The 20,359-nt window shown below is 66.6% G+C and carries 7 protein-coding genes; 5 read left to right on the top strand and 2 right to left on the bottom strand.

The features are described 5' to 3' along the window. Nucleotides 1–1,173: an ROK family transcriptional regulator gene (locus OHA40_RS06115; RefSeq protein ID WP_330232090.1), complete on the top strand. Its 1,173-nt coding sequence runs from the start codon at nt 1–3 to the stop codon at nt 1,171–1,173. A 65-nt stretch (nt 1,174–1,238) separates the two neighbouring features. On the opposite strand, the gene OHA40_RS06120 is transcribed toward OHA40_RS06115, so the two are convergent. Further along, complete coding sequence (locus OHA40_RS06120; RefSeq protein ID WP_330232091.1) at nt 1,239–4,688, bottom strand: phosphotransferase; 3,450 nt, start codon at nt 4,686–4,688, stop codon at nt 1,239–1,241. Between the two features lie 491 nt (nt 4,689–5,179). Between OHA40_RS06120 and pglW the strand changes: the two genes are divergently transcribed. Further along, nucleotides 5,180–9,718, top strand: a complete 4,539-nt coding sequence (gene pglW, locus OHA40_RS06125; protein ID WP_330232092.1) for a BREX system serine/threonine kinase PglW — start codon at nt 5,180–5,182, stop codon at nt 9,716–9,718. A gap of 227 nt (nt 9,719–9,945) precedes the next feature. Here pglW and OHA40_RS06130 read toward each other — a convergent pair whose 3' ends face one another. Next, complete coding sequence (locus tag OHA40_RS06130) at nt 9,946–10,128, bottom strand: hypothetical protein (protein ID WP_330234508.1); 183 nt, start codon at nt 10,126–10,128, stop codon at nt 9,946–9,948. Here OHA40_RS06130 and pglX point away from each other — a divergent pair. From pglX to pglZ, 3 genes are read left to right on the top strand one after another with little or no spacing between them, the layout of a single operon-like run. Continuing rightward, nucleotides 10,051–13,641, top strand: coding sequence for a BREX-2 system adenine-specific DNA-methyltransferase PglX (gene pglX / locus OHA40_RS06135; protein WP_330234069.1), 3,591 nt, complete (start codon nt 10,051–10,053; stop codon nt 13,639–13,641). The two genes, OHA40_RS06130 and pglX, sit on opposite strands and share 78 nt — an antisense overlap. A gap of 1 nt (nt 13,642) precedes the next feature. Next, nucleotides 13,643–17,500: a BREX-2 system ATPase PglY gene (gene pglY / locus OHA40_RS06140; RefSeq protein WP_330232093.1), complete on the top strand. Its 3,858-nt coding sequence runs from the start codon at nt 13,643–13,645 to the stop codon at nt 17,498–17,500. Next, on the top strand, nt 17,497–20,334 hold the full coding sequence (pglZ, locus tag OHA40_RS06145) for a BREX-2 system phosphatase PglZ (protein WP_330232094.1): 2,838 nt from the start codon (nt 17,497–17,499) through the stop codon (nt 20,332–20,334). The genes pglY and pglZ overlap by 4 nt, the downstream gene beginning before the upstream one ends. Nucleotides 20,335–20,359: the final 25 nt, after the last annotated feature.

Here is a 20,359-nt window from a genome sequence, read left to right on the forward strand (position 1 = left end):
ATGCCCGCGACCACCTCCACGCCATCGAGCCCCACCTCGCCGGGACATGTGCTTGCCCTGCTGCGCGCCGCGGGCCCGTTGACGCGGCTGGAACTGCAGGAACGCGCGGGCCTGTCGCGGGTGACGTTGGTCGAGCGGCTGGAGGTGCTGCGCGGCCTCGGGCTCGTTCGCCAAGCGGGCCATCGGGAATCGAGCGGCGGACGGCGTGCCGAAGTGCTCGAGGTCGACGACACCGGCCGCACCGCGCTCGTCGCCGATCTCGGACAGAGCCACGCGACACTGGCGGTGGTCGACCTGCGCGGGTCGGTGTTCGCGCGTGAGGACCACCGGCTGCCCCTGCGGCACAGTCCACGGGAGATCGTGCCGATGCTGCTCGGGACGGGCCGGAAACTGTTGCGACAGACCGGGCGAGCGGACACCCTGTGCGCAATGGCGCTGTCGGTGCCGGGGCAGATCGATCACGAGCGCGGAGTGACCGTGGCACCACCGACCATGCCGGACTGGAACGGCGCGCCGCTGCGCGAGCCGTTCGCCGACGCGCTCGGCGTCCCCGTGCTGCTGGAGAACGACGCGAATGCGTTGGCGTTCGGCGACTTCTGTGCGCTGGGCCGTCCCGGCGCGACACTCGTCGGGGTCAAGGTGGGCACCGGAATCGGTGCGGGCGTGGTGATCTCGGGACATGTCCACCGCGGCGAAAGCGGCTCCGCCGGCGAGATCGGGCACATGCGGATCGAGGGCAGCCAGCAGCGTTGCAGTTGCGGTCGCCGCGGATGTGTCGCCGCCAGTGCCAGTGGGCAGGCGCTGGCCCGCGAGTTGCGCCCGCTCGGCGTGCGCACGGTGGACGATGTCGTCCGGCTCGTCGGCGACGGCACACCCGACGCGATCAAGTCGACCGAAAAGGCCGGGCGACTCGTCGGCACCGTGGTGGCGACGATGGTGTCGATCGTGAACCCGACCTATGTCCGCGTGGGCGGCGCGATCGGGGTGCTGCCGCCGTTTCTGGAGGGATTGCGGCGCACCGTCGAGTCGAACGCGCACTCAAGCGCACTGCGCAACCTCGACATCGGCCCGTCCCAGCTGGGCGAGAACGGCGCGTTCGTCGGGTTGGCGGGCCTGGTGGCGGACGAGATGCTATCGCCGGAGACCGTGGACGCGATGGTCGCCGCGCGATAGGACCGTGCAGCCGAGCGGCGGGCCCTCGCGGAAACTCTCGAATCGTCGATCAGCTGTTTTCGAACTCAATATCGTTCGCGCAGGGCCACTTCCACCACCTCACTGTCGACCGGTTCGCTCAGACCCCACACCTCGCGCGCCAGCTGAAGTTTCCCGACCAGGCTGGCCACCAACGCCGACCTTGCCGCTGCGCCCGAGCTCCCCTGTGCCAGTACCTTGCGGTAGCGAACCGAGTCGACAAGGGCGGACTTCACCCGCTCGTGGTCGAGATATGTCTGGAGGTCACGCCGCCACTCGCCGCTCGCGGCTTCCGGCTCGGCAGCACACCATGCGGTCAGGAACTCCTCCCGCTCCTCGGGGAGATAGCCCATTTTGTGCAGGTGCGTGGCCACGTCGTACAGCGGGTCGCCGTAGAGCGCGAGTTCCCAATCGATGAAAACGACGCGGCCATCCCGCACGATCAAGTTCTTCCGGTGCACGTCGGCGTGCACCATCCGAAATGGGCGCGCTTCGAGCGTGTTCCACGAAACGACAATGTCCGCTAGCGGCTGATCCGGGATGCCCAACCTGTGGTACAGCTCGCCGAAAACAGTGCTGCTTTCGCGATGTACGCGTGCGGTGACAGCAGACAACCGCCGGGCGAAAGCCGCGGGGTCCTCGTTCCATCCGTCCTCGACCGGCGGTAGCTGCTCGCGGGGAATCCGTCGCAGGTCGGCGAAGAGCTCCGCGACATCGCCCGGTACGTGAGACGGAACCGGGGCGCCGCGCGGCGCAATTCGATCCAGGACGTCGCCGTCGATATGGTCGTGGATCTGATAGGCGGGCTGCGTCGATTCCCAGCGCAGTCGCGGGGCCGAACCGACGAATGGCTCGATCGCCATCAGTACCGAGGGCTCGGGCCACTGCCGCAGATCCATCACATCGGCGCCTTCGACGGCGATCCGCACATTCACCGCGCCCATCACACCATCTACCCGGACGTTGTGGTTGTAGTAGCCCGCGGCGGCCTGCGACAGTGAAAGTGCCTGGTCGTATACCGCATTCGCATCGACACCGAGTACGCGCGAGATCAACCGTGCGGCATCGCGGTCCATACTTGCCCCCGGCACCGGCGGCTGAATGCGCAATCGGGCGACGGCGGCGGCTTTCGCGACATCGGGTTCGGTCCAGCCGAACAGCGCCAGGACCGCTCGCGCCACAAGCACCAGCCCTGGGTAGACATTCGCGCCCTCGAATTCGGATATCGCCCACCGCACACTGCGAACGGCATCGTCGCGCCGCCCCCGACGCGCGTAGGCTCCGGCGCGGAACAGTTCGGCCCGCGCCCGACCCGATCGATACCCGGCCGGTTCGAGAATCTCGCAGGCTTCGTCGAGCGCATGCTCGGCGGCGTCCAGTTCGCCCAGCGACAATCGGGCCAAACCAAGTGCGGTGTAAGCCTTTCCGAGTTCGTGCAAGGCACCGAGCTCCCGTTGCCGCTCGATGGCCGTGCCGGCCGCCTCTATCGCCAGAACCGGATCGGTGAGCGCCCGGAGTTCGGCGACGTTAGTCGCGATATTGGCCTGACCGACGACGCTTCCCGCGGCCTGGTAATGGGTGTCGGCCTCGGCCAGATACTGTGCGGCACGGTCGGTGTCGAACGCAAGCCGATAGGTGAGATGACGCAGCCGCGCCACATCTCCCAGGAACGCGTGGTCGTCCTCGTCCGCCATGGCCACGAGTTCCTCGCACAGTGCCAGGGCCTGACCGAATCGACCCTGACACATATGCAGGTCCGCCGCCCACTGCCCGGCATCGAGCCGGGCACGCCCCGATCCCCGCGACCACACGCCCTGGTAGATCGCCAAGGCATCGTCGGTATCACCTAGGATGCGGCGCGCATTCGCCGCGGCGACGGCCAGCCGATCCGCGATCGGTCCGGTCCGTTCCAAGGGAACATCGCGGGTCAGCCGATCAGCCTGCTTGGCGTCGCCGAGCAACACTGCCGCTTCCGCTTCCAGGCACCGCTTCAGTTCCGACAGTTCCGCCATGCCTGCCAGATTCTCATGCGACTCGCTCAGATAGCGGTCCAGATCGCTGATCACTCCGCCGATGCCCTGACTTCCGCCCGCCGCTTCGATCCGATCGACGTACTCGAGCAGCGCCACCGCAGACAGAATCCCGCCCCGGACACCGTGGTACCCCGCCTCCCGCAGCGCCGAGACCCGTCCGGCCTCGGTTTGCGCGCGGGTAAGCCAAAGGTCGTGGAGCACCGCGTGCAGAATACGCCCGACCTCGGCGTCCAGGCGCCGCCGCAGCGCAGCCACCATCAGTTGGTGCAGCTGGTAGCACTCGCGGTCGTCGCCTTCGTCCGCGGTGTACACGAACGAGTACGCGATCAAGGACGTCCATGCCGTGACATGACCGGGCAGCTCGAACTGCTGGCCGAGGGTAGTGAAGATTTCTCGATCGAAAGTGCGTGGCAGCCCCAGCAATTCCAGCATCCGGACTTCCTCGGGTCGCACGTGCTGAAGGAAGCGTTCCAGAATCGTTTCCGGAGACACCAAGTCGGCGGGCGCCACCCAACCCGCGCGATTCCGGGCATCGATAGCCAGATGCAGGTAGAACGGCACGCCCGCACTGGCCGCCGCGATCGCCGCGCGCTCGGCCGGGTCCTCGATCCCCGACGAATCGAGCAGTTCGAATCGAGCGTCCGTGGGCAGATCGTCGACCGGCGCAGTCCGTACCCGGGTCGCCCACTCGGGATCATGCCGCTCCCAACCCAGCGGCTCACGGCTGGCGATCACGACCAGGCCGGTATCCAGCTGCGCAACCACATCGCGCAACCAGGCATCCGACGCCGCCGCGCGGCCCTCCCGATCGGTGCCACCCATCAATGCTTCGTAGGCGTCCAGAAAGACGACGTAGGGCTCCCTGCCCGCGGTGCCGTTCTTCAAATCCTCCGCGAACAGGTACGAAACGGCTTCCTCCAGGCTCGCGAGACTCAACTGGTCGAGCTCCTGGAGGACCGGATCATGACGTATCCGGTGTGTGCGGATGGCCCGGCGTGCGCCGAGATCGAGCAGCCTGGTCGCGGTACCGAAAACCGGAATCCCGGTCGCATCGTTCAGGATTTCGGTCAGGATCTCACTGTGCTCGGCCAGCGCCAGCGACTCGGAGGTAAGCCGCAGATGCGGGTGCAGACGCTGCCACAACACCGCGCAGGCGATGTCGAAGTGATGGAACTTGATCTTCTGCGCGCCGAACTGAACACGCAGCACCGCAAGCCCATCCGCGGCCTGCCGGTGACTCGGCACCTGCAAATCCAGCACCGCCGCCGGATTCTTCTTCCCGACCCGCGCACGCAGCTCGGTGACCAGCCGTGATTTCCCGATCCCGCCGACCCCGCTGAGCAACACGACCCGGGGTTGTTCGGCGGCTTCGGCCAGTAGTTCGTCGAATCGACTCAGCACCTGCTCACGATCGACGAATGGACGGCTGGCCGATCCCGGCTGAAAACGCGCGGTCAACACCATGGTGTGTTCCCCCTCGTGACGAGCACGGGGACGATTTTGCCAGAATCCGGCCGCACACGAACCCTGACCAGCGCAGGACATTTCGCTGGTCGAATCGCAGTAGATCTGGATGCCGGGGGGCTTAACGTTGATCGGCGTGGGCGCGGCCCGGCGGCGGCAGTAGCCGAATGGAAGCTGTAAACCTCGGTACAGTAGTAGTTTTCGTCTCCACGACACTGATGTGCGTGGCGTCGCCCTCGATCAGCAAGTTGCTTCCGATGTGCCAGCCACCGCGCAGCGCATACTCACGACCCGAAACCGGCCGCTCCCGCACCTGATCCCATCAGCAACGTCGATCCGAGCGGACTTCTCGAGGATCCGGTGTCACAACGAAACCCGCACAGTCCCTAACGTTTTGGCGATACGCACCGATAGCATGAACGCTGGCGGATTGTCGGCTGCCCGAAGTGCCGACGAGTATGCATCGGCAGAGGAATGGTGGGGACGCACGTATGGACGAAGTCCGCTGGATATCCGTCAGCGAGTCCAACTTCGACCACGAACGTCGCGGACTGGAGGCGATCCGCGCGAAGCTTCCGAATGTCGATCCCTGGTTCGCCTGGTCGAATTTCACCTTCACCGAACGTTACGGCCATATCCGTGAGGTCGATCTGCTGGTGATCGCACCCAACGGTGTGCACCTGATCGAGCTGAAGGATTGGCGCGGCCGGTTGACCGTCGAGAACGGCGCCTGGATTCGCACGTTCGACAGCGGGCGCAGGAAGCCGCAACGGAATCCGCTGCACCTGGCCGATCAGAAGGCGAAGGAGCTTGCGAGCCTGCTGGCCGAGGCCGGTGCGCAGGTCTTCGTGAACAGCAGGCTCTGTCTCACCCATCCCGAATTGCGGTTCGAGGTCCCTCAGGGCGACCGGCTGCATACGCACACCATCCGTGAGCTGGTGGAGGCGTTGCAGCAACCGCCACAGGACAGTCGCAACCGGATCACTCCAGGACGTGCCGAGAAGATCGCCGCGGCCCTGAAGCGCATCGGCATCGGCCGCAGCGAAGCAGATCGGATGGTCGGAGCCTACAAGCTGACCGAGCCGATCGACACCGGCCACACCTGGACCGACTACAAGGCCGAGCACACCGATCTGGGTACCCCTGCCCGGATTCGGATCTATCTGAGCGAACGCGGCGCGGACCAGGCCGCCCGCACGTCGGTGTACGAGGCAGCCAAACGTGAGGCGGCGGTCCTGCACCGGTTCCGTCATCCCGGGGTGGTGCGGTTCGTGGACATCGACTCCGGCGGGCATCCGGCCGGGCCTGCGTTGATCTTCGAATACCGCCCGGACACGCTGCGGCTGGACGAGTACCTGGCCGAGTACGGCGCCAACCTCGATATCCGGGACCGGATCGCGCTGGTGCGGCAACTGGCCGAGACGATACGGGCCGCGCACAAAGCCCGCGTCTATCACCGCAGTCTCGCCGCGCACGCGGTCCATGTCCTGCCGCGAGTACGTGACAGCACGGGCCGGGAGTTGAGCGGACCGCAGCGCTGGCAGTACCCGCTGTTGCAGATCTCGGACTGGCAGGTCGCCACCCAGCGCAGCTCGACCCGCTCGCGTGGCCTCACCCGGTATGCGCCGACCGCCCTGTCGGCAGCGCATCTCGCGCCGGGCACGGACGTGTATCTGGCACCAGAGTTGACCGCGGCGAAGGCCGACCCGATCACCATGGACGTCTACGGGCTCGGCACGCTCACGTATCTGCTGGTGGCCGGGCAGCCACCGGCGGCGAACCAGGCGGAGCTGCTGGCCAGGTTCGAGGCAGGCCAGGGTCTGCGACCGGGCGCGGTGGTGGACGGGCTGTGCGACGACATCGATGACCTGGTCGACGCCGCGACCGCATACCAGCCGACGCGCAGGCTTGCGACGGTGGACGAGTTCCTCGAACTGCTCGAGATCGTCGAGGACGACTTGACCGCACCCGCGGCGCACGAAACCGAGTCAGCGGCACCGGACAAAGACCCGCTGGAAGCGGTTGCCGGGGACGTGCTGGCCGACCGATGGGAGGTGCGGCGGCGGCTGGGCACCGGGTCGACGAGCCGCGCGTTCCTCGTGCGGGATCTGCGGGCCGAGGCAAAGGCACGCCAGTTCGCAGTACTGAAGGTGGCGTTGTCGGACGATCGGGTGGAGGGCTTGACCCGCGAGGCCGAAGTGCTCGGCAGGCTGCGCAAGGATGCACGCGTCATCCAGGTCGTGGAGCCGGGCCTGATGACAGTCGGCGGCCGTACCGCGCTGCTGATCGAATACGTCGGCGATGAAAGGGAATTGGACACACCGGTCAACGGCGGGACGGTGACGAAGCGGCGCCGCGCCGAGGACACGGTGGCCCGCCAGTTGCGCGACAGCGGCCGCCTCTCGGTGGACCAACTGGAAGCCTACGGCGAGTATCTGTTCGGCGCGGTGGAGTTCCTCGAGGGCGAGGGCGTATGGCATCGCGACCTGAAACCGGACAACATCGCAATCAGAGTGCGCCCCAATCGAACCCGGCAGCTCGTGCTGATCGACTTCTCGCTCGCCTGGTATCAGGGACAGGAACCGAGCGCGGGCACCGACGGCTACCTGGATCCGTTCGTCGGCACCATCGTCCGTTCGGCCTATGATGCGCACGCCGAACGGTACGCGCTGGCCGTCACGCTGCACGAGATGGCGTCGGCCGAGCTGCCACGCTGGGGTGACGGGTCGATGTCGGCCCGACAGACCGACCCCAAGGAGTACCCGTACCCAGACATCGCCGCGGACGCGTTCGATCCGTCGATTCGCGATGGACTGGTCGACTTCTTCCGTAAAGCTATGCACCGCAACATAACTGAGCGGTTCGACGACCTGAAGCCGATGCGCGACGCGTGGCGCAGGATCTTCCTGGACCTGGCTCGGTCGGTGCCGTCACGCCCGGTCACCGCCCGCCCGTCGGTCAGCGCCGCGACGGTGGACGAGGATGCCACGCCGGGTATCGCACCGGCTGAGGAAGATACGGCCGGGCAGGAGCGCGACCGGATCGCCGCACAGGTGACTCGCGAGACGCATCTGTCGACGGCCGGATTGACCTCGGCGGCAGAGCAATTCCTGTACGGGCTGGGCATCACGACCGTCGGCCAGCTACTGGACTACAGTCGCCGCAGCCTGATCAACGCCCCCGGCTTGGGTGCACGTACCCGCACGGAAATCCAGGATCGCCAACGTGAGTGGGGCAAGTTGCTCGGCGCCGCGGCGCCGCTCACGCGGGACGACCACAAGGCGGCGAACGCGGAACTGAGCGAGGCAAGCGCCGATGCCGTGGGTGATCCCGGCGAAACGGCGATGCGCACACTCAGTCTGGATGCCGTTGTGGCGCAACTGGTTCCCGAGCGAAACAACAATGGCTCCAACGCCAGGCAGGTCGACATCGTGACCAGGCTGCTCCAGGTGCCTGGTGCCGACGGTGTGCCCGACCTCGGTGGGTGGCCCAGCCAGAAGGCCGTCGCAACCTCGTTCGGCGTCACCTCCTCCGCGATCTCGCAGAACCTCAAGCGGCAGCGCCAGCAGTGGAAGAAGAACCCGGCGTTCCAGGCGGTGCGCAGCGAAATACTGGAACTGCTGGAGCTTCTCGGTCGCGTCGCCGCCGCGACCGAACTGGCCGACGCGCTGGTCCTGCGGCGCGGCACCCGCTTGGACGGCCGAGCGCAACGCCGCGCGTTGGCGTTGGCGGCGGTACGCGCCGTCGTCGAGGTGGAGCAGCTGACTCCGGTGGAGGCGGCATTCCGGCATACCGCCAAACGCGAGTCCGAAGACGCGGCCATTGTGGTGGTGCTGGCCCTGGAGGCGGACGAGAACTCCGGACCGGACACCCCGTCCGCGCCTGCGCTGCTCGACTACGCGGTGCGGCTGGGCAAGCTCGCCGACCGCCTCGCCGAGCTGGAGACGCTGCCGACGGCGCGCACCGTGCTGGACCGCATGGCGGCGATCGAGCCACCTGCGGGCGCCATCGACTGGGACGAGCGCCGCATCGTGCAAGTAGCGGTGGGCGCCTCCCAGCATGCGGCGGCGACACCGCGGCTGGAGATCTATCCCCGTGATCTGCCGTTGGTGCGGGCGGCGCGCCTGACCCAGGCGGGCCTGGTGAGCTGGACACCCGGTGTCGCGCGGGACAATCAACCGGGCCTGCTGCAAAAAGAAGTACACGACCGGATCCGGTCTCGTTTCCCGGAGCTGGCCGACACCCTGCCCACCGGTTCGCGGCTGGAGTCCGCGCTGCGCGAGGCGGGCTTCGAGCTGAAGCTGGAATTACGCAGCTACGACAACGAGCTGCGCTTTCTGCCCACCCACTCCGCCGACGCGTCCAGCTATCTGTCCGAACGGTTCCCGCGCCACGCTACGGCGACGACAGTCACCCGGTACGCGGAGGACCCCATGCTCGCGGCGGCGGCGCGGGCCGAGGAACAGCTCGGTGACGCGGCGCTCCGGGACGGCTACCGGGTGCTGACGGTTCGGACCAGGTTGAGCACCCGTGCGACCGAGGAGCTGACCGGCCGGTTCTCGGCCGAGCCGGTGTCGGTGACCGCACTGTTCCTGGCGGCGTTACACGACCTGATCCCGGCGAACGGCAAACCGACGTGGGAGACGATTCTGCGCGCCGACGTCGCCGCACCCGGCACACAGCCCGCCCGGCGCTTCGCGGAGTACGTGCGCACTGCCTGGGGTCGGATCGAGCCGCAGATCCTGGACCGTCTCGCTACCGCGGCGGGTCCCGTGCTGATGCTCGACACCCTCGCCTACGCGCGCTACGACGCAATGGGGGTGTTGGAACGGCTCGCGGAGGCCGCCCGCCACGGTGGGCGCGGACTCTGGCTGCTGTGCCCGCAGGACGACCCGGCCCGCGGACCGCGGCTGGGCACCGTTGCCGTGCCCTTCCAGGACGGTTTCAACGAATGGATTTCGTTGTCCGACGACTGGGTGCTGAATGCGCATCGCGCCACGGTGAGTGCCTCGGCAGGTGACCGGGCATGAGCGGTCAGGCCCGGAGGCGGCGACGGAGCGTGACCACGCAGGGCCTCGCTCATGCCAGAAAGCATACGGCATGAGCGAGCGCAGTCAGCGAATACCACTGCGCGCCTTCCGCATTCCAGCGTCATATGCCGAGGTGCAGGAATGAGCGGCCCTGTTCGGCAGCCGGTCGGATACAGCGCAGCACAAGCAGCCAGACAGCGGACCGCCGCCACGACATCTGGATTCACCTACGCACGAACGGCTTTCGCGCCGGACCCGGCCATGCGCCCACAGCCACTCACCAGCGTCACAGGAGTACCCGCATGATCGACCGCACCGCACTGCTCACCGATCTGAGGAAGCAGGTCGGCGCGGTCGAACGCGATCTGGGGCGGCAGCTGGACCGGCCCGAGACCGACCAGACCCGCCACGCGGCCATACGACTGCGTGCCGAATACGACCGGGCGCGGAAAGTGGGCCGCACCGCCGCCACCTGGACGGCGTGGCGCGACGAACGCGTCACCCAGGTCGCCGTCGCCTGGGTGCTCGGCACCGTGTTCGTCCGGTTCTGCGAAGACAACCGCCTCATCGACGAGCCGTATCTCACCGGGCCCACCGACGATCGGCGGGAGCTGGCCGAGACCCGCTACGACGACTACGTCGCCACGGTCGACGACCCCACCTACCGCGGCTGGCTGGAGCGCGCCTTCACCGAAGTCGGCACTGGACAGGCCGGAAAGCTGCTGTTCGACCCCGCGCACAACCCGCTGTACCAGGTGCCGCTCTCCCACGAAGGAGCGCAGCAACTCATCGAATTCTGGCGAGCCCGCGACGAATCCGGCAGCCTCGTCCACGATTTCACCGACCCGCTGCGTGACGACGACGGCCCCGCGGGCTGGGACACCCACTTCCTCGGCGACCTATACCAGGATCTGTCGGAGAGCGCCCGCAAAGCCTACGCGCTGCTGCAGACACCGGAATTCGTGGAAGAGTTCATCCTCGACCGCGCCCTCATCCCGGCCTTGCACGAATTCGGGTACCGCGACATAAAAATTATCGATCCAACCTGCGGCTCCGGGCATTTCGTACTCGGCGCGTTCGGGCGACTTGTCGAGATATGGGCCGAACAGGAGTCCACACGTGAACGGCACGAGAGAGTCCGCGCCGCACTCGACTCCGTGCACGGCGTCGACGTGAACCCCTTCGCCATCGCCATTGCCCGCTTCCGGCTGCTGGTAGCGGCCATGGCGGCAGCCGGTATCTACACCCTCGCCCAGGCAGCGAACTACGAATGGCCGATCCACCTGGCCATCGGCGACTCGCTCATCAGGGACCGGCAGCTGGAACTGATGGAACTCACCCGCGACGAGGCCGAGCCAGGCGATCCCGTAGCCGAATTCTCCTACGCCACCGAGGATGTGCACGAGTATGCACGCATTCTGGAGCCTGGGCGGTACCACGTGGTGGTGGGAAATCCGCCGTACATCACGGTGAAGGACAAGTTCCTCAACAATCTGTACCGGGAGCTGTACAGCGCGTGCGCCGGAACCTATGCGCTATCTGTGCCATTTGCGCAGCGGTTCTTCGAGCTGGCCAAGCAAGGCAATGCCGACGGCCGTGGTTACGGCCGAGTCGGACAGATAACCGCTAACTCATTCATGAAGCGGGAGTTCGGAACAAAGCTGATCGAGGAGTATTTCGCGCACAGCGTCGAACTCACGGAGGTAATTGACACGTCGGGTGCTTATATCCCTGGGCATGGCACACCCACCGTAATTCTCATCGGCACAGGACGTGCCGGAAAATACCGCGGCGCGACAATTCGCACCGTGCGCAGCGTGCAGGGCGAACCCAAGGCTCCCGAGAATGCAGCGGAGGGCTTCGTTTGGAGGGCGATCGTAGACCAGATCAACAAACCAGGAACCGTAAGCCAATGGATCTCGGTAGACGACCTGGACAGAGTTCGTTACTTCGGTAGACAACCATGGATCCTTGTCGACGGTGGTCTCGAGCTGGTCGAGCGACTGGAGCCCGCAGGAACAGTGCGCCTGAGGCAGTTCGCCGAACCTCCGATCGGCCGGGCTATTCGTGCCGGTGCAGACGAGGCGTACGTCCGGCCCCGGCGAGATACCTTCCGAACGGTCGCGGGCGACGCCGCTCTGCGGCCACTGATCACCGGGGATGTTGTTCGCGACTGGTCTGCGCAATCGGTGGAACGAATCTTCTTTCCGTACGGCGAGGAGACCGAGAAAATTGGATCTGATCTATGGCCATTGCGACGAGTTCTTGAAGTAAGGCGCACGTTTTATGGCGACATGGCTGCGGCCGGACTGAACTGGTGGGAGTACATGCAGTACACCCCGTCCGCGTGCCGCACACCGCTGTCGATCACGTTTGCGGAAGTAGCTACGCACAACCATTTCGTGCTGGACCGGGGCGGCAAGGTATTCAAGCAGACCGCGCCGGTTATCAAACTGCCAGAAGGTACGAGCGAGGAGGAACATCTGCGACTACTCAAGCTACTCAACAGCTCCACCGCCTGCTTCTGGCTGAAGATGGTTTGCCACTGCAAGGGCAGCACCGTAGATGCCCGCGGCGCTCGCCAGACGACAATCCCGTTCGAGGACTTCTATCAATTCAACAGTTCAAACGTCGGCCGAATCCCGCTTCCGGCCGAGTTACCGAGCGGCATTGGTCCGCGCCTCGATGATCTCGCTACACAACTCTCGGTCTTGTCGCCAACACGGTTGAGCGAGAAGGAAACACCGACGGCTGACCGGCTGCATGAGTACAGGCGAGACTGGGAGTTGGCTCTTGCTCGCATGATCGCTTTTCAGGAAGAGCTGGACTGGCAGGTTTATTTCCTCTACGGCCTCTATCCGGAGAATCTGCGCGCGCCTGAACTCGAGGTACCTGAGCTCGCTCTCGGGGAGCGCGCTTTCGAGATAGTCCTCGCCCGGCGTATTGCGAAAGGGGACGCATCGAACGAGTGGTTCACTCGCCACAACTCCACCCCCATCACCGAAATCTCCGACCACTGGCCCGACTCCTACAAACAAATCGTCCAGAAACGCATCGACGCCATCGAGTCCAACCGCGCAATCGGCATGATCGAACGCCCGGAGTACAAGCGCCGTTGGGCTACTACGGGGTGGGATTCGTTGCAGGAAAAGGCACTCCGTTCCTGGCTGCTGGACCGCATGGAGTCCCGAGACCTGTGGTTCGACGAGGACGACCGCCCAGTGATCCGCACCCTGTCCCGATTGACCGATCTGCTATCCCACGACGAGGATTTCACCTCGGTCGCCGCCCTCTACGCCCCGCGAGTGGAGTTGTCCCGTGTCGTGGCAGACCTGATCACCACTGAGCATGTCCCGTTCCTCGCTGCACTGCGCTACAAGCCATCCGGATTGAAGAAACGCGCGGATTGGGAGCACGTATGGGATCTCCAACGCCAGGAAGACGCCGCCCAGGACGAGGTGTTGAAACGCAAGATCCGCGACTCGATCCCCGTGCCACCGAAGTACACATCGGCGGATTTCCTGCGCACCTCCTACTGGCAGGCCCGCGGAAAACTGGACGTGCCGAAGGAGCGCTTCATCTCCTACGGCGACACCAACGCCGCCACCCCGGCCCTCTACGGCTGGGCGGGCTGGGATCACCGGGAACAAGCCCGGGCGCTGGCCACATACTTCACCGCGCAGAGCCTGAACACCGCCGTACTCACCCCACTGCTCGCCGGTCTGCTGGAACTGCAACCGTGGCTCGACCAGTGGCACAACGAGTTCGATGAGAACTACAGCGGTTCCCCGGCCGCGTTCTTCGCCGGTTACCGCAGGCAGCTGCAGGGCGAGCATGGTCTCAGCGATGACGATCTGCGCGCATGGCGCCCGCTCGCCGCCACCCGTGGCCGGCGCACCCGTACCACCCTTGGGGAGAATTGACATGGCACCGAAGCCGTTGCTGGCGGACCTGATCGACATCAAGGAGACGATCTCCACCTCCGACTTCGTGCAGGGCCTGGTCGAGGCGGTGTCGGAGGATGACGCCACACAGGCGGTGCGTGACTACGTGGTCACGGAGCGACTGCTCGGCAATTACGATCAGGCGCTGAACCTGATCAAGGCGGCGATGGACGGGCACACCTCCAAGCCGACCTACCTGCACGGCTCGTTCGGTTCCGGTAAGTCGCATTTCATGGCGGTGCTGTATGCGCTGCTGTCCGGCAACCCCGTGGCCCGGCGCCGCACCGAGTTCGAGCCGGTGCTGGCCAAGCACGAGTGGCTGCAGACCGACGGGAAGAAATTCCTGCTGGTGCCGTATCACATGATCGGCGCGAAGGCGATGGAACAGCGCGTGCTCGGCGGCTATGTCGACCATGTACGCACACTGCATCCGGACGCCCCGCTGCCCCCGGTGTACCGCACCGACGCGATGTTCGACAGCCTGGCGAACCTGCGCAAGACCATGGGCGACGACGCCGTGCTCAAGGTCCTGAACTCCGGCTATACCGACGAGGACAACGAGTGGGGCGATGCGGCGTTCTGGACCGCCGATCTGCTCGACACCGCGATGTCCGCCGCCGAGGCGCATGAGCCGGGCGCGTCGCTGAATTTGGTCGACCCGTCGACTCCGGCGGAGCTGCGCGCGAAACTCGTCAACGACGCCGCCGAAACGCTGATCACCGGGTTCACCCGCGACGCCGCCGAGAACGAGCACGGATTCATCTCGCTCGACGCGGGACTGTCGGTGATCGCAGACCACGCGAAATCTCTCGGCTACGACGGGCTGATCCTGTTCCTGGACGAGCTGATCCTGTGGCTGCACCAGAAAATGCACGACCTGCCGTTCATCGCCAGGGAAACCGAGAAGATGACGAACTTCCGGGAAGGTGGCGACCAGCGGCGCACGATCCCGATCGTGTCTTTCATCGCGCGCCAACGTGATCCGCGGGAATTGCTGGGCGGCGAAGCGTCCGGCGCGTACGAGGCCGCGATCCACGACAACCTCAACCTGGCGTCGGGCCGGTTCGACCTGATCGAACTCGAAGACCGCAATCTGCCGGAGATCGCACACGAGCGGCTGCTGAAACCGAAGAACGAGGCGGCGCGGGCACAGATCGAGGCGGCATTCGCCGACACCAAGCGGCTGCGCCCGCAGGTGTGGGACACGCTGCTCGGTTCGGAGCAGGACAGCACCGGCGCCGACGAGGGGTCGTTCAAACGCTCGTACCCGTTCTCCCCCGCCTTCCTGTCCACGCTCGTGCAGATTTCGTCGGATCTGCAGCGGGCCCGGACCGGCCTGAAACTGATGGGCCAATTGCTCGCCGACCGTCGCGCCAACCTGCGGCTGGGCCAGCTGATTCCGCTCGGCGACTTGTATTCGGTGATCACCGCGGGCGGTGACCGGCCGTTCGTGGCGGACAAGAAGGTGATGTTCGAGGCCGCCGACCGCTTGTACAAGACCGGGTTGCGGCCGTACCTGCTGGCGCAGTACGACGTCACCGAGGACGACATCGAGCAGTACCTGCACCGGCCGGACACGATCACGGACAAGAGGCTGGCCGGGCGGTGCAAGCAGTTCGTCGGCGACAACCAGCTCGTGGGCACCCTGCTGTTGTCGGCGCTGGCGCCGGGAGCGCCCGCCCTGCACGATCTGACCGTCCGGCGTCTCGGTGCGCTCAACTACGGCTCGGTGACGGCGCCGATTCCCGGCCTCGAGGACGGCACCATCGCGTCCAAGGTGCGGGAATGGGCAGGCAGGTTCGCCGAGATCAAGATCGGCGACGGCGCCGATCCCAGCGTGCGGCTGGAACTGTCCGGGGTGAATCTGGAGTCGGTGCTCGCGAACGCCGACGTCAACAACAACCGCGCCAATCGTGCCGCGCTGGCGAGGCGAATTCTGATGGAGGAATTCGGCATTCAGCCCGCGGACGGCCGCGTGAGCGCCGACGAGCTGCGGTTCGTGTGGCGCGGCTCGCTACGCACCGTCGAGGTGGTGTTCGGCAACGTCCGCGACGAGAACGAGCTGCCCAACCACGACATGGACCCGTTCGACCCCACCCTGTGGCGGATCGTCATCGACCTGCCGTTCGACGAGGACGACCACTCCGCCCGCGAGGACGCGAACCGGATCAGGGAGCTGCGGCAACGCCAGCAGGGCCACCCCACCCGAACACTGGCCTGGCTGCCCGACCACCTGTCCAAGCCACGCTGGGACAGCTTCCAGCGGCTGGTGAAGATCGACAAGGCACTGGCCGATCCCGGCCGCTTCGACAGCCAGTACGCCGCACATCTCAACGCCGACCACCGGGCCATGGCCCGCAACCTGCTGACCGATCAGCGCGAAACACTGATGGCGCAGCTGAAAGCGGCGTTCAAACAAGCCTACGGTCTCGCCGACAAGCAGGATGCGGACGTGCAGAAGTCTTTCGAGGACCACCTGCAGCCGCTGCCGGATATCGAGGGACTCACCCTGCCGCTCGGCCAGTCGATGGCCGAGGCGGTCCGTCGAGTCGCAGGCGCGCTGCTGGCACACCAGTACCCGGATCACCCGGATTTCGACCCCGACAACACCGGGATCGCGGTGAAACCCGCCGACGCGAAAACCGTGTTCGCCCATGTGCGTAAGGCCGCGGAGGCGCGTGACGGCCGGGTGGACGCGTCCAAGGATCACAAGATCATGCGGCGGCTGGCGGTCCCGCTGGGCCTTGGCGCGCAGAATGAGGCGTATTTCGAGCTGTCGCGCTCCTGGGCTGATCATTTCAAGCGCACCGCCCGGGTCGAGGGCGTCACCGGCGATCTCCCGGTGACCACCCTCATCGAATGGACGAATCTGCCGAAACCGCGTGGCTTGGACACCTTTGTGGCGAACCTCGCCGTCGCCGCGTTCGCGGAGATGGACGACCGGGTGTGGGTGCGCGCCGGGATGCCGCTCGACCCGGCGCCGGAACTGCATCAGATCAAGGCCGGTGATGCGCTGCGCACGCAACCGGCGCCGTCCGAACAGGATTGGGAGACCGCTCGCCAGCGTTTCGAGACCATCGCCGGGGAGAAAGCGCCGACGCTACGCCGCGGGCGGCTGGTGCAGCAGTTCGCCCGCCAGATCATCGCCTTCGCGCGTACACACAAGGAGGCCGCGGCGGAGCTGGTGCGGCAGCTGGAACGGAATGCGGAATTCCTCGGCCTCGCCGAGGGCGGTGACACCGGTCGCCTGGCCATCGCCCGGCAAGCTGTCGCTTTGCTGACCGCGATGGAATCCGCCGGTATCGGTTCGTCCTCGGCGAAACAGACCATCGAGGCAGTCGCGCGGTTCGATCTCGGTGAGCCGAACCCCGGACGGTACGGCGCCGCCATCAAACAAGCCCACGCAGTGGCGGACGCGCTCGCCCGCGCCCCGTGGGACCACCTCGAGGTCGCCATCGACCTCGGCACCGAGGGCGAGACTCTGCTGGAGTCGTTGCGCAACGCCGCACGCGCCGACCAGTTCACCACCGACCTGGTCGCCGTACTGGAGGAGACCCCGCGCAAGGTCACGGCCCTGATCCGGGCGCAGCAACCGCAGCGGCCCACCCTGCCCCCGGCGCCGGAGCCGCGGGCAGGTGACGTCCAACTCGATACGGGCACCACTCACCCATCGATACCCGATCGCGCGCCCAGGGCGGGCACCGACGGCGTGCGACGCACGGGTAGCCGCCGGACGACGGCCCGCAACGCCGTCGCCGATCTCACCGCGGAACTGGCGGACATCGTCGACCGCAACCCCGGCGCCACCATCGAGATCGACTGGCGAGTGATCGAATGACATCGGCTACCTCTCCCGCGAGTGCCTTGCGACTGTCGAAAGCCGCAGTGGCCCAGTATCTTTCGGTGTACGCCTTGGCCAAGGCAGCGAACGGCAACCGCACCGTGGTGCTGTTGCGCGGAGCGCCGGTGTGGGACGACGACGGCGAACTGCCGTTCGGATCGGAGCGGGCGCGCGTCGTCGCGACACCGTCGGTACTGGCGGTGCACGAACAGGTGCTCACCCATCTCAGCAACGACAGCGGGTCCACCGAACCCTGGGTGCTTGTAGTGCTGACCGACCGCGAACACGACGAGCTGGACCCGGCGATCCTCGCGCGCACCTTCCGGCAGCGCATCAACCAGGTGGACCGGTGGGAGGTGGTGCGGCAGGCGTTCGGCGCCACCGAAATCGACGAATGGCTCAAGCGCGAAACCTGGGCGGCGGAGCCGCTGCTCGACGCCGCGGGCCCGCACGGCTGGCCTCGCGTGGCCGGTGGCGTGCTTTCGCGGGACGAAGCCCTCGTGGCGCTGGCGGTGCGGCGCCTGCGACTGTCCGGGGTCGAGCCGGGCGCCAGCCGGCTGGACCCGGAGGTGCTCCTGCGCTGGTCTCACACACCCGGTGGACCGGAACTGCTACGCGCACTGCGAGAACCGGAACGAATCGGTCTGTGCGACTTCCTCGGCCGCGTCGGGCAGGCAGGCTCGGCCGGCAAGGTGCTGCTCGACCTCGTGCTGGCGGGCAACGGCGCCGACGCGCTCGCCTACGGTCTGGTGTGCGCGGCGTTGTGGCTGCACCCGAACCCCGACAACAGCGTGTATCAGGCGCGGGGCCGGGCCGAACGCCGGCTCGGCGACCACCCGCCGGTCACCGGGGAAGAGCTCGACCGGCGAATGACCGTATTCGGCCGGACCAGTGCGGATTACGTCGCGAATCTGATCGACCGCGCCAACGATCCACGGGCCCGCACCGAGAACACGTCGTGGGCGATGGCGGCGCTGCAGGCCCGCAAGGTGGCCTACCCGACTCTGGATCGCGCCGCCATCCTCGCCCGGGACTTCGGCGCCGACAGTGCGATCCAGGCCAGCCCGATTCTGAAAGCTGGGTTGGAGGCACGGTTCACCGCGGTCGGGCACGCGCTCGGCCGTGAGGATCTCACGGCGGCCGGGAAGGCGCTCGATGAGTTGCGAGCGCATCACCTGGCCGCCGACGAGGACTACACGGTACGAATCAACCGCATCGAGATGGCTCGGCGTTTGGCTCGATGGCTGGCGAGCGATCCCGATCCCACCGCCCACACGGTCGCCGACGCCTTGCAACGGCACATCACCGAAACCGGCTGGGTGGATCGCGCACTCGACTTCGTCGAGGCCGGTGGCGACACCGATCCAGCATTGAAGGTTCCGTACAAGGTTCTCACCGAACGGGTTAGAGAACGCAGGCGCGAGTTCGATTACGAATTCGCACTGGCCCTGCGCGGCTGGACCGAAGCGGGCACCGATCCCGGGTGGATGCTCACGGTCGAAACCTTCCTCGCCCGGGTGGTGGCGCCGGTCGCCGGACAGCGGCGAGTGATGCTGATCGTCCTGGACGGAATGAGCGCCGCCATCGCGACCGCCATCGCTGACCAATTACGCATCGGCTGGACCGAATACGATCCGGTGTCCGACGGACGAGAGGAGCAGCGCCGCGCCATGGCCGCGGCACTGCCCAGCTGGACCACCGTGTCGCGAACCTCGCTCTTCGCCGGACAGCTCATGCAGGGTGATCAGGACGACGAGCGTCGGCTGTTTCCGCAACATCGGTTCTGGGGCGGCAAATCCGCGGCCGTGTTTCACAAGAACGACCTGCGGGCCGAACCCGGCCACCCGTTCGGCACCGAGCTCACCGCTGCCCTTGACGAGCCGGACACGCACGTCGCGGTCGTGCTGAGCACCATCGACGACCGGCTCGGCCAGGAACTCAAACTCGGTGACCCGCAGTGGCAGCTCTCCGAGATCGGCGATCTGCGTGCCCTGTTGCGCGCAGCCGCCGACCACGACATGGCGGTGCTGCTCACCAGCGACCACGGCCACGTTGTCGACCGGCATGGTGTGCGGGTCGACGACCACGGCACCGGCCGATCGGCCCGCCATCGGCTCGCTGATCCGCAGCGCGAGGAACTCGGCGAGACCGAGATCGTCCTGTCCGGCCCGCGGGTGGTCGCGCCGGAATGCGGCGCACAAATTATTGCTTTGTGGGACAACGATTCTCGCTACACCATGCAGAAGGCCGGCTACCACGGCGGCGCCTCGCTCGGCGAGGTCACCATTCCGGTGCTGGCGTTCCTGCCATTGGGTGCCGAACAGCCCAAGGGGTGGCGGGAGCTGGGCAGTCAGGAACCACGCTGGTGGAACCCGGACGACTCGGTACCCGCCGCCGCTACGAACGCGGTCCAATCGACCACACGCCACCGGCAGGCCGCACGCGCCGCCAAGGAACGCCATGACGGCACCGCCCCCATGTTCGATCTCCCCGTAGCGTCGGCGCCTCACCCATCAGGAGCGACGAACAGTGACGACCTAGTAGCACGACTGCTCGCGTCGGAAACCTTTCAGGCCCAACGGCTGCTGTTGGCCCGCCCCCCGCAGGAGCAGAAACTGGAGAAGGCGATCCGTGCGCTGTTCGAGACGCCCCTGTCCGCCACGGCACTGGCCCAGCGGATCGGTGAACGACCGATCCGTGCCGAAGGCTTCGCCGCCATCCTGCGCCAGCTGCTCAACTTCGACGGTGTGGAGGTCCTGAAAACCGACGCCGACGGCCGCACCCTGAAGCTGTCCATCCGGCAGCTGCGCGAACAGTTCGAGCTGGCGTGACCTACGGATCCTCGCACTGCCCCGT

Origin of the sequence: Nocardia sp. NBC_00508 (assembly GCF_036346875.1) — a bacterium.
GTDB lineage: Bacteria > Actinomycetota > Actinomycetes > Mycobacteriales > Mycobacteriaceae > Nocardia.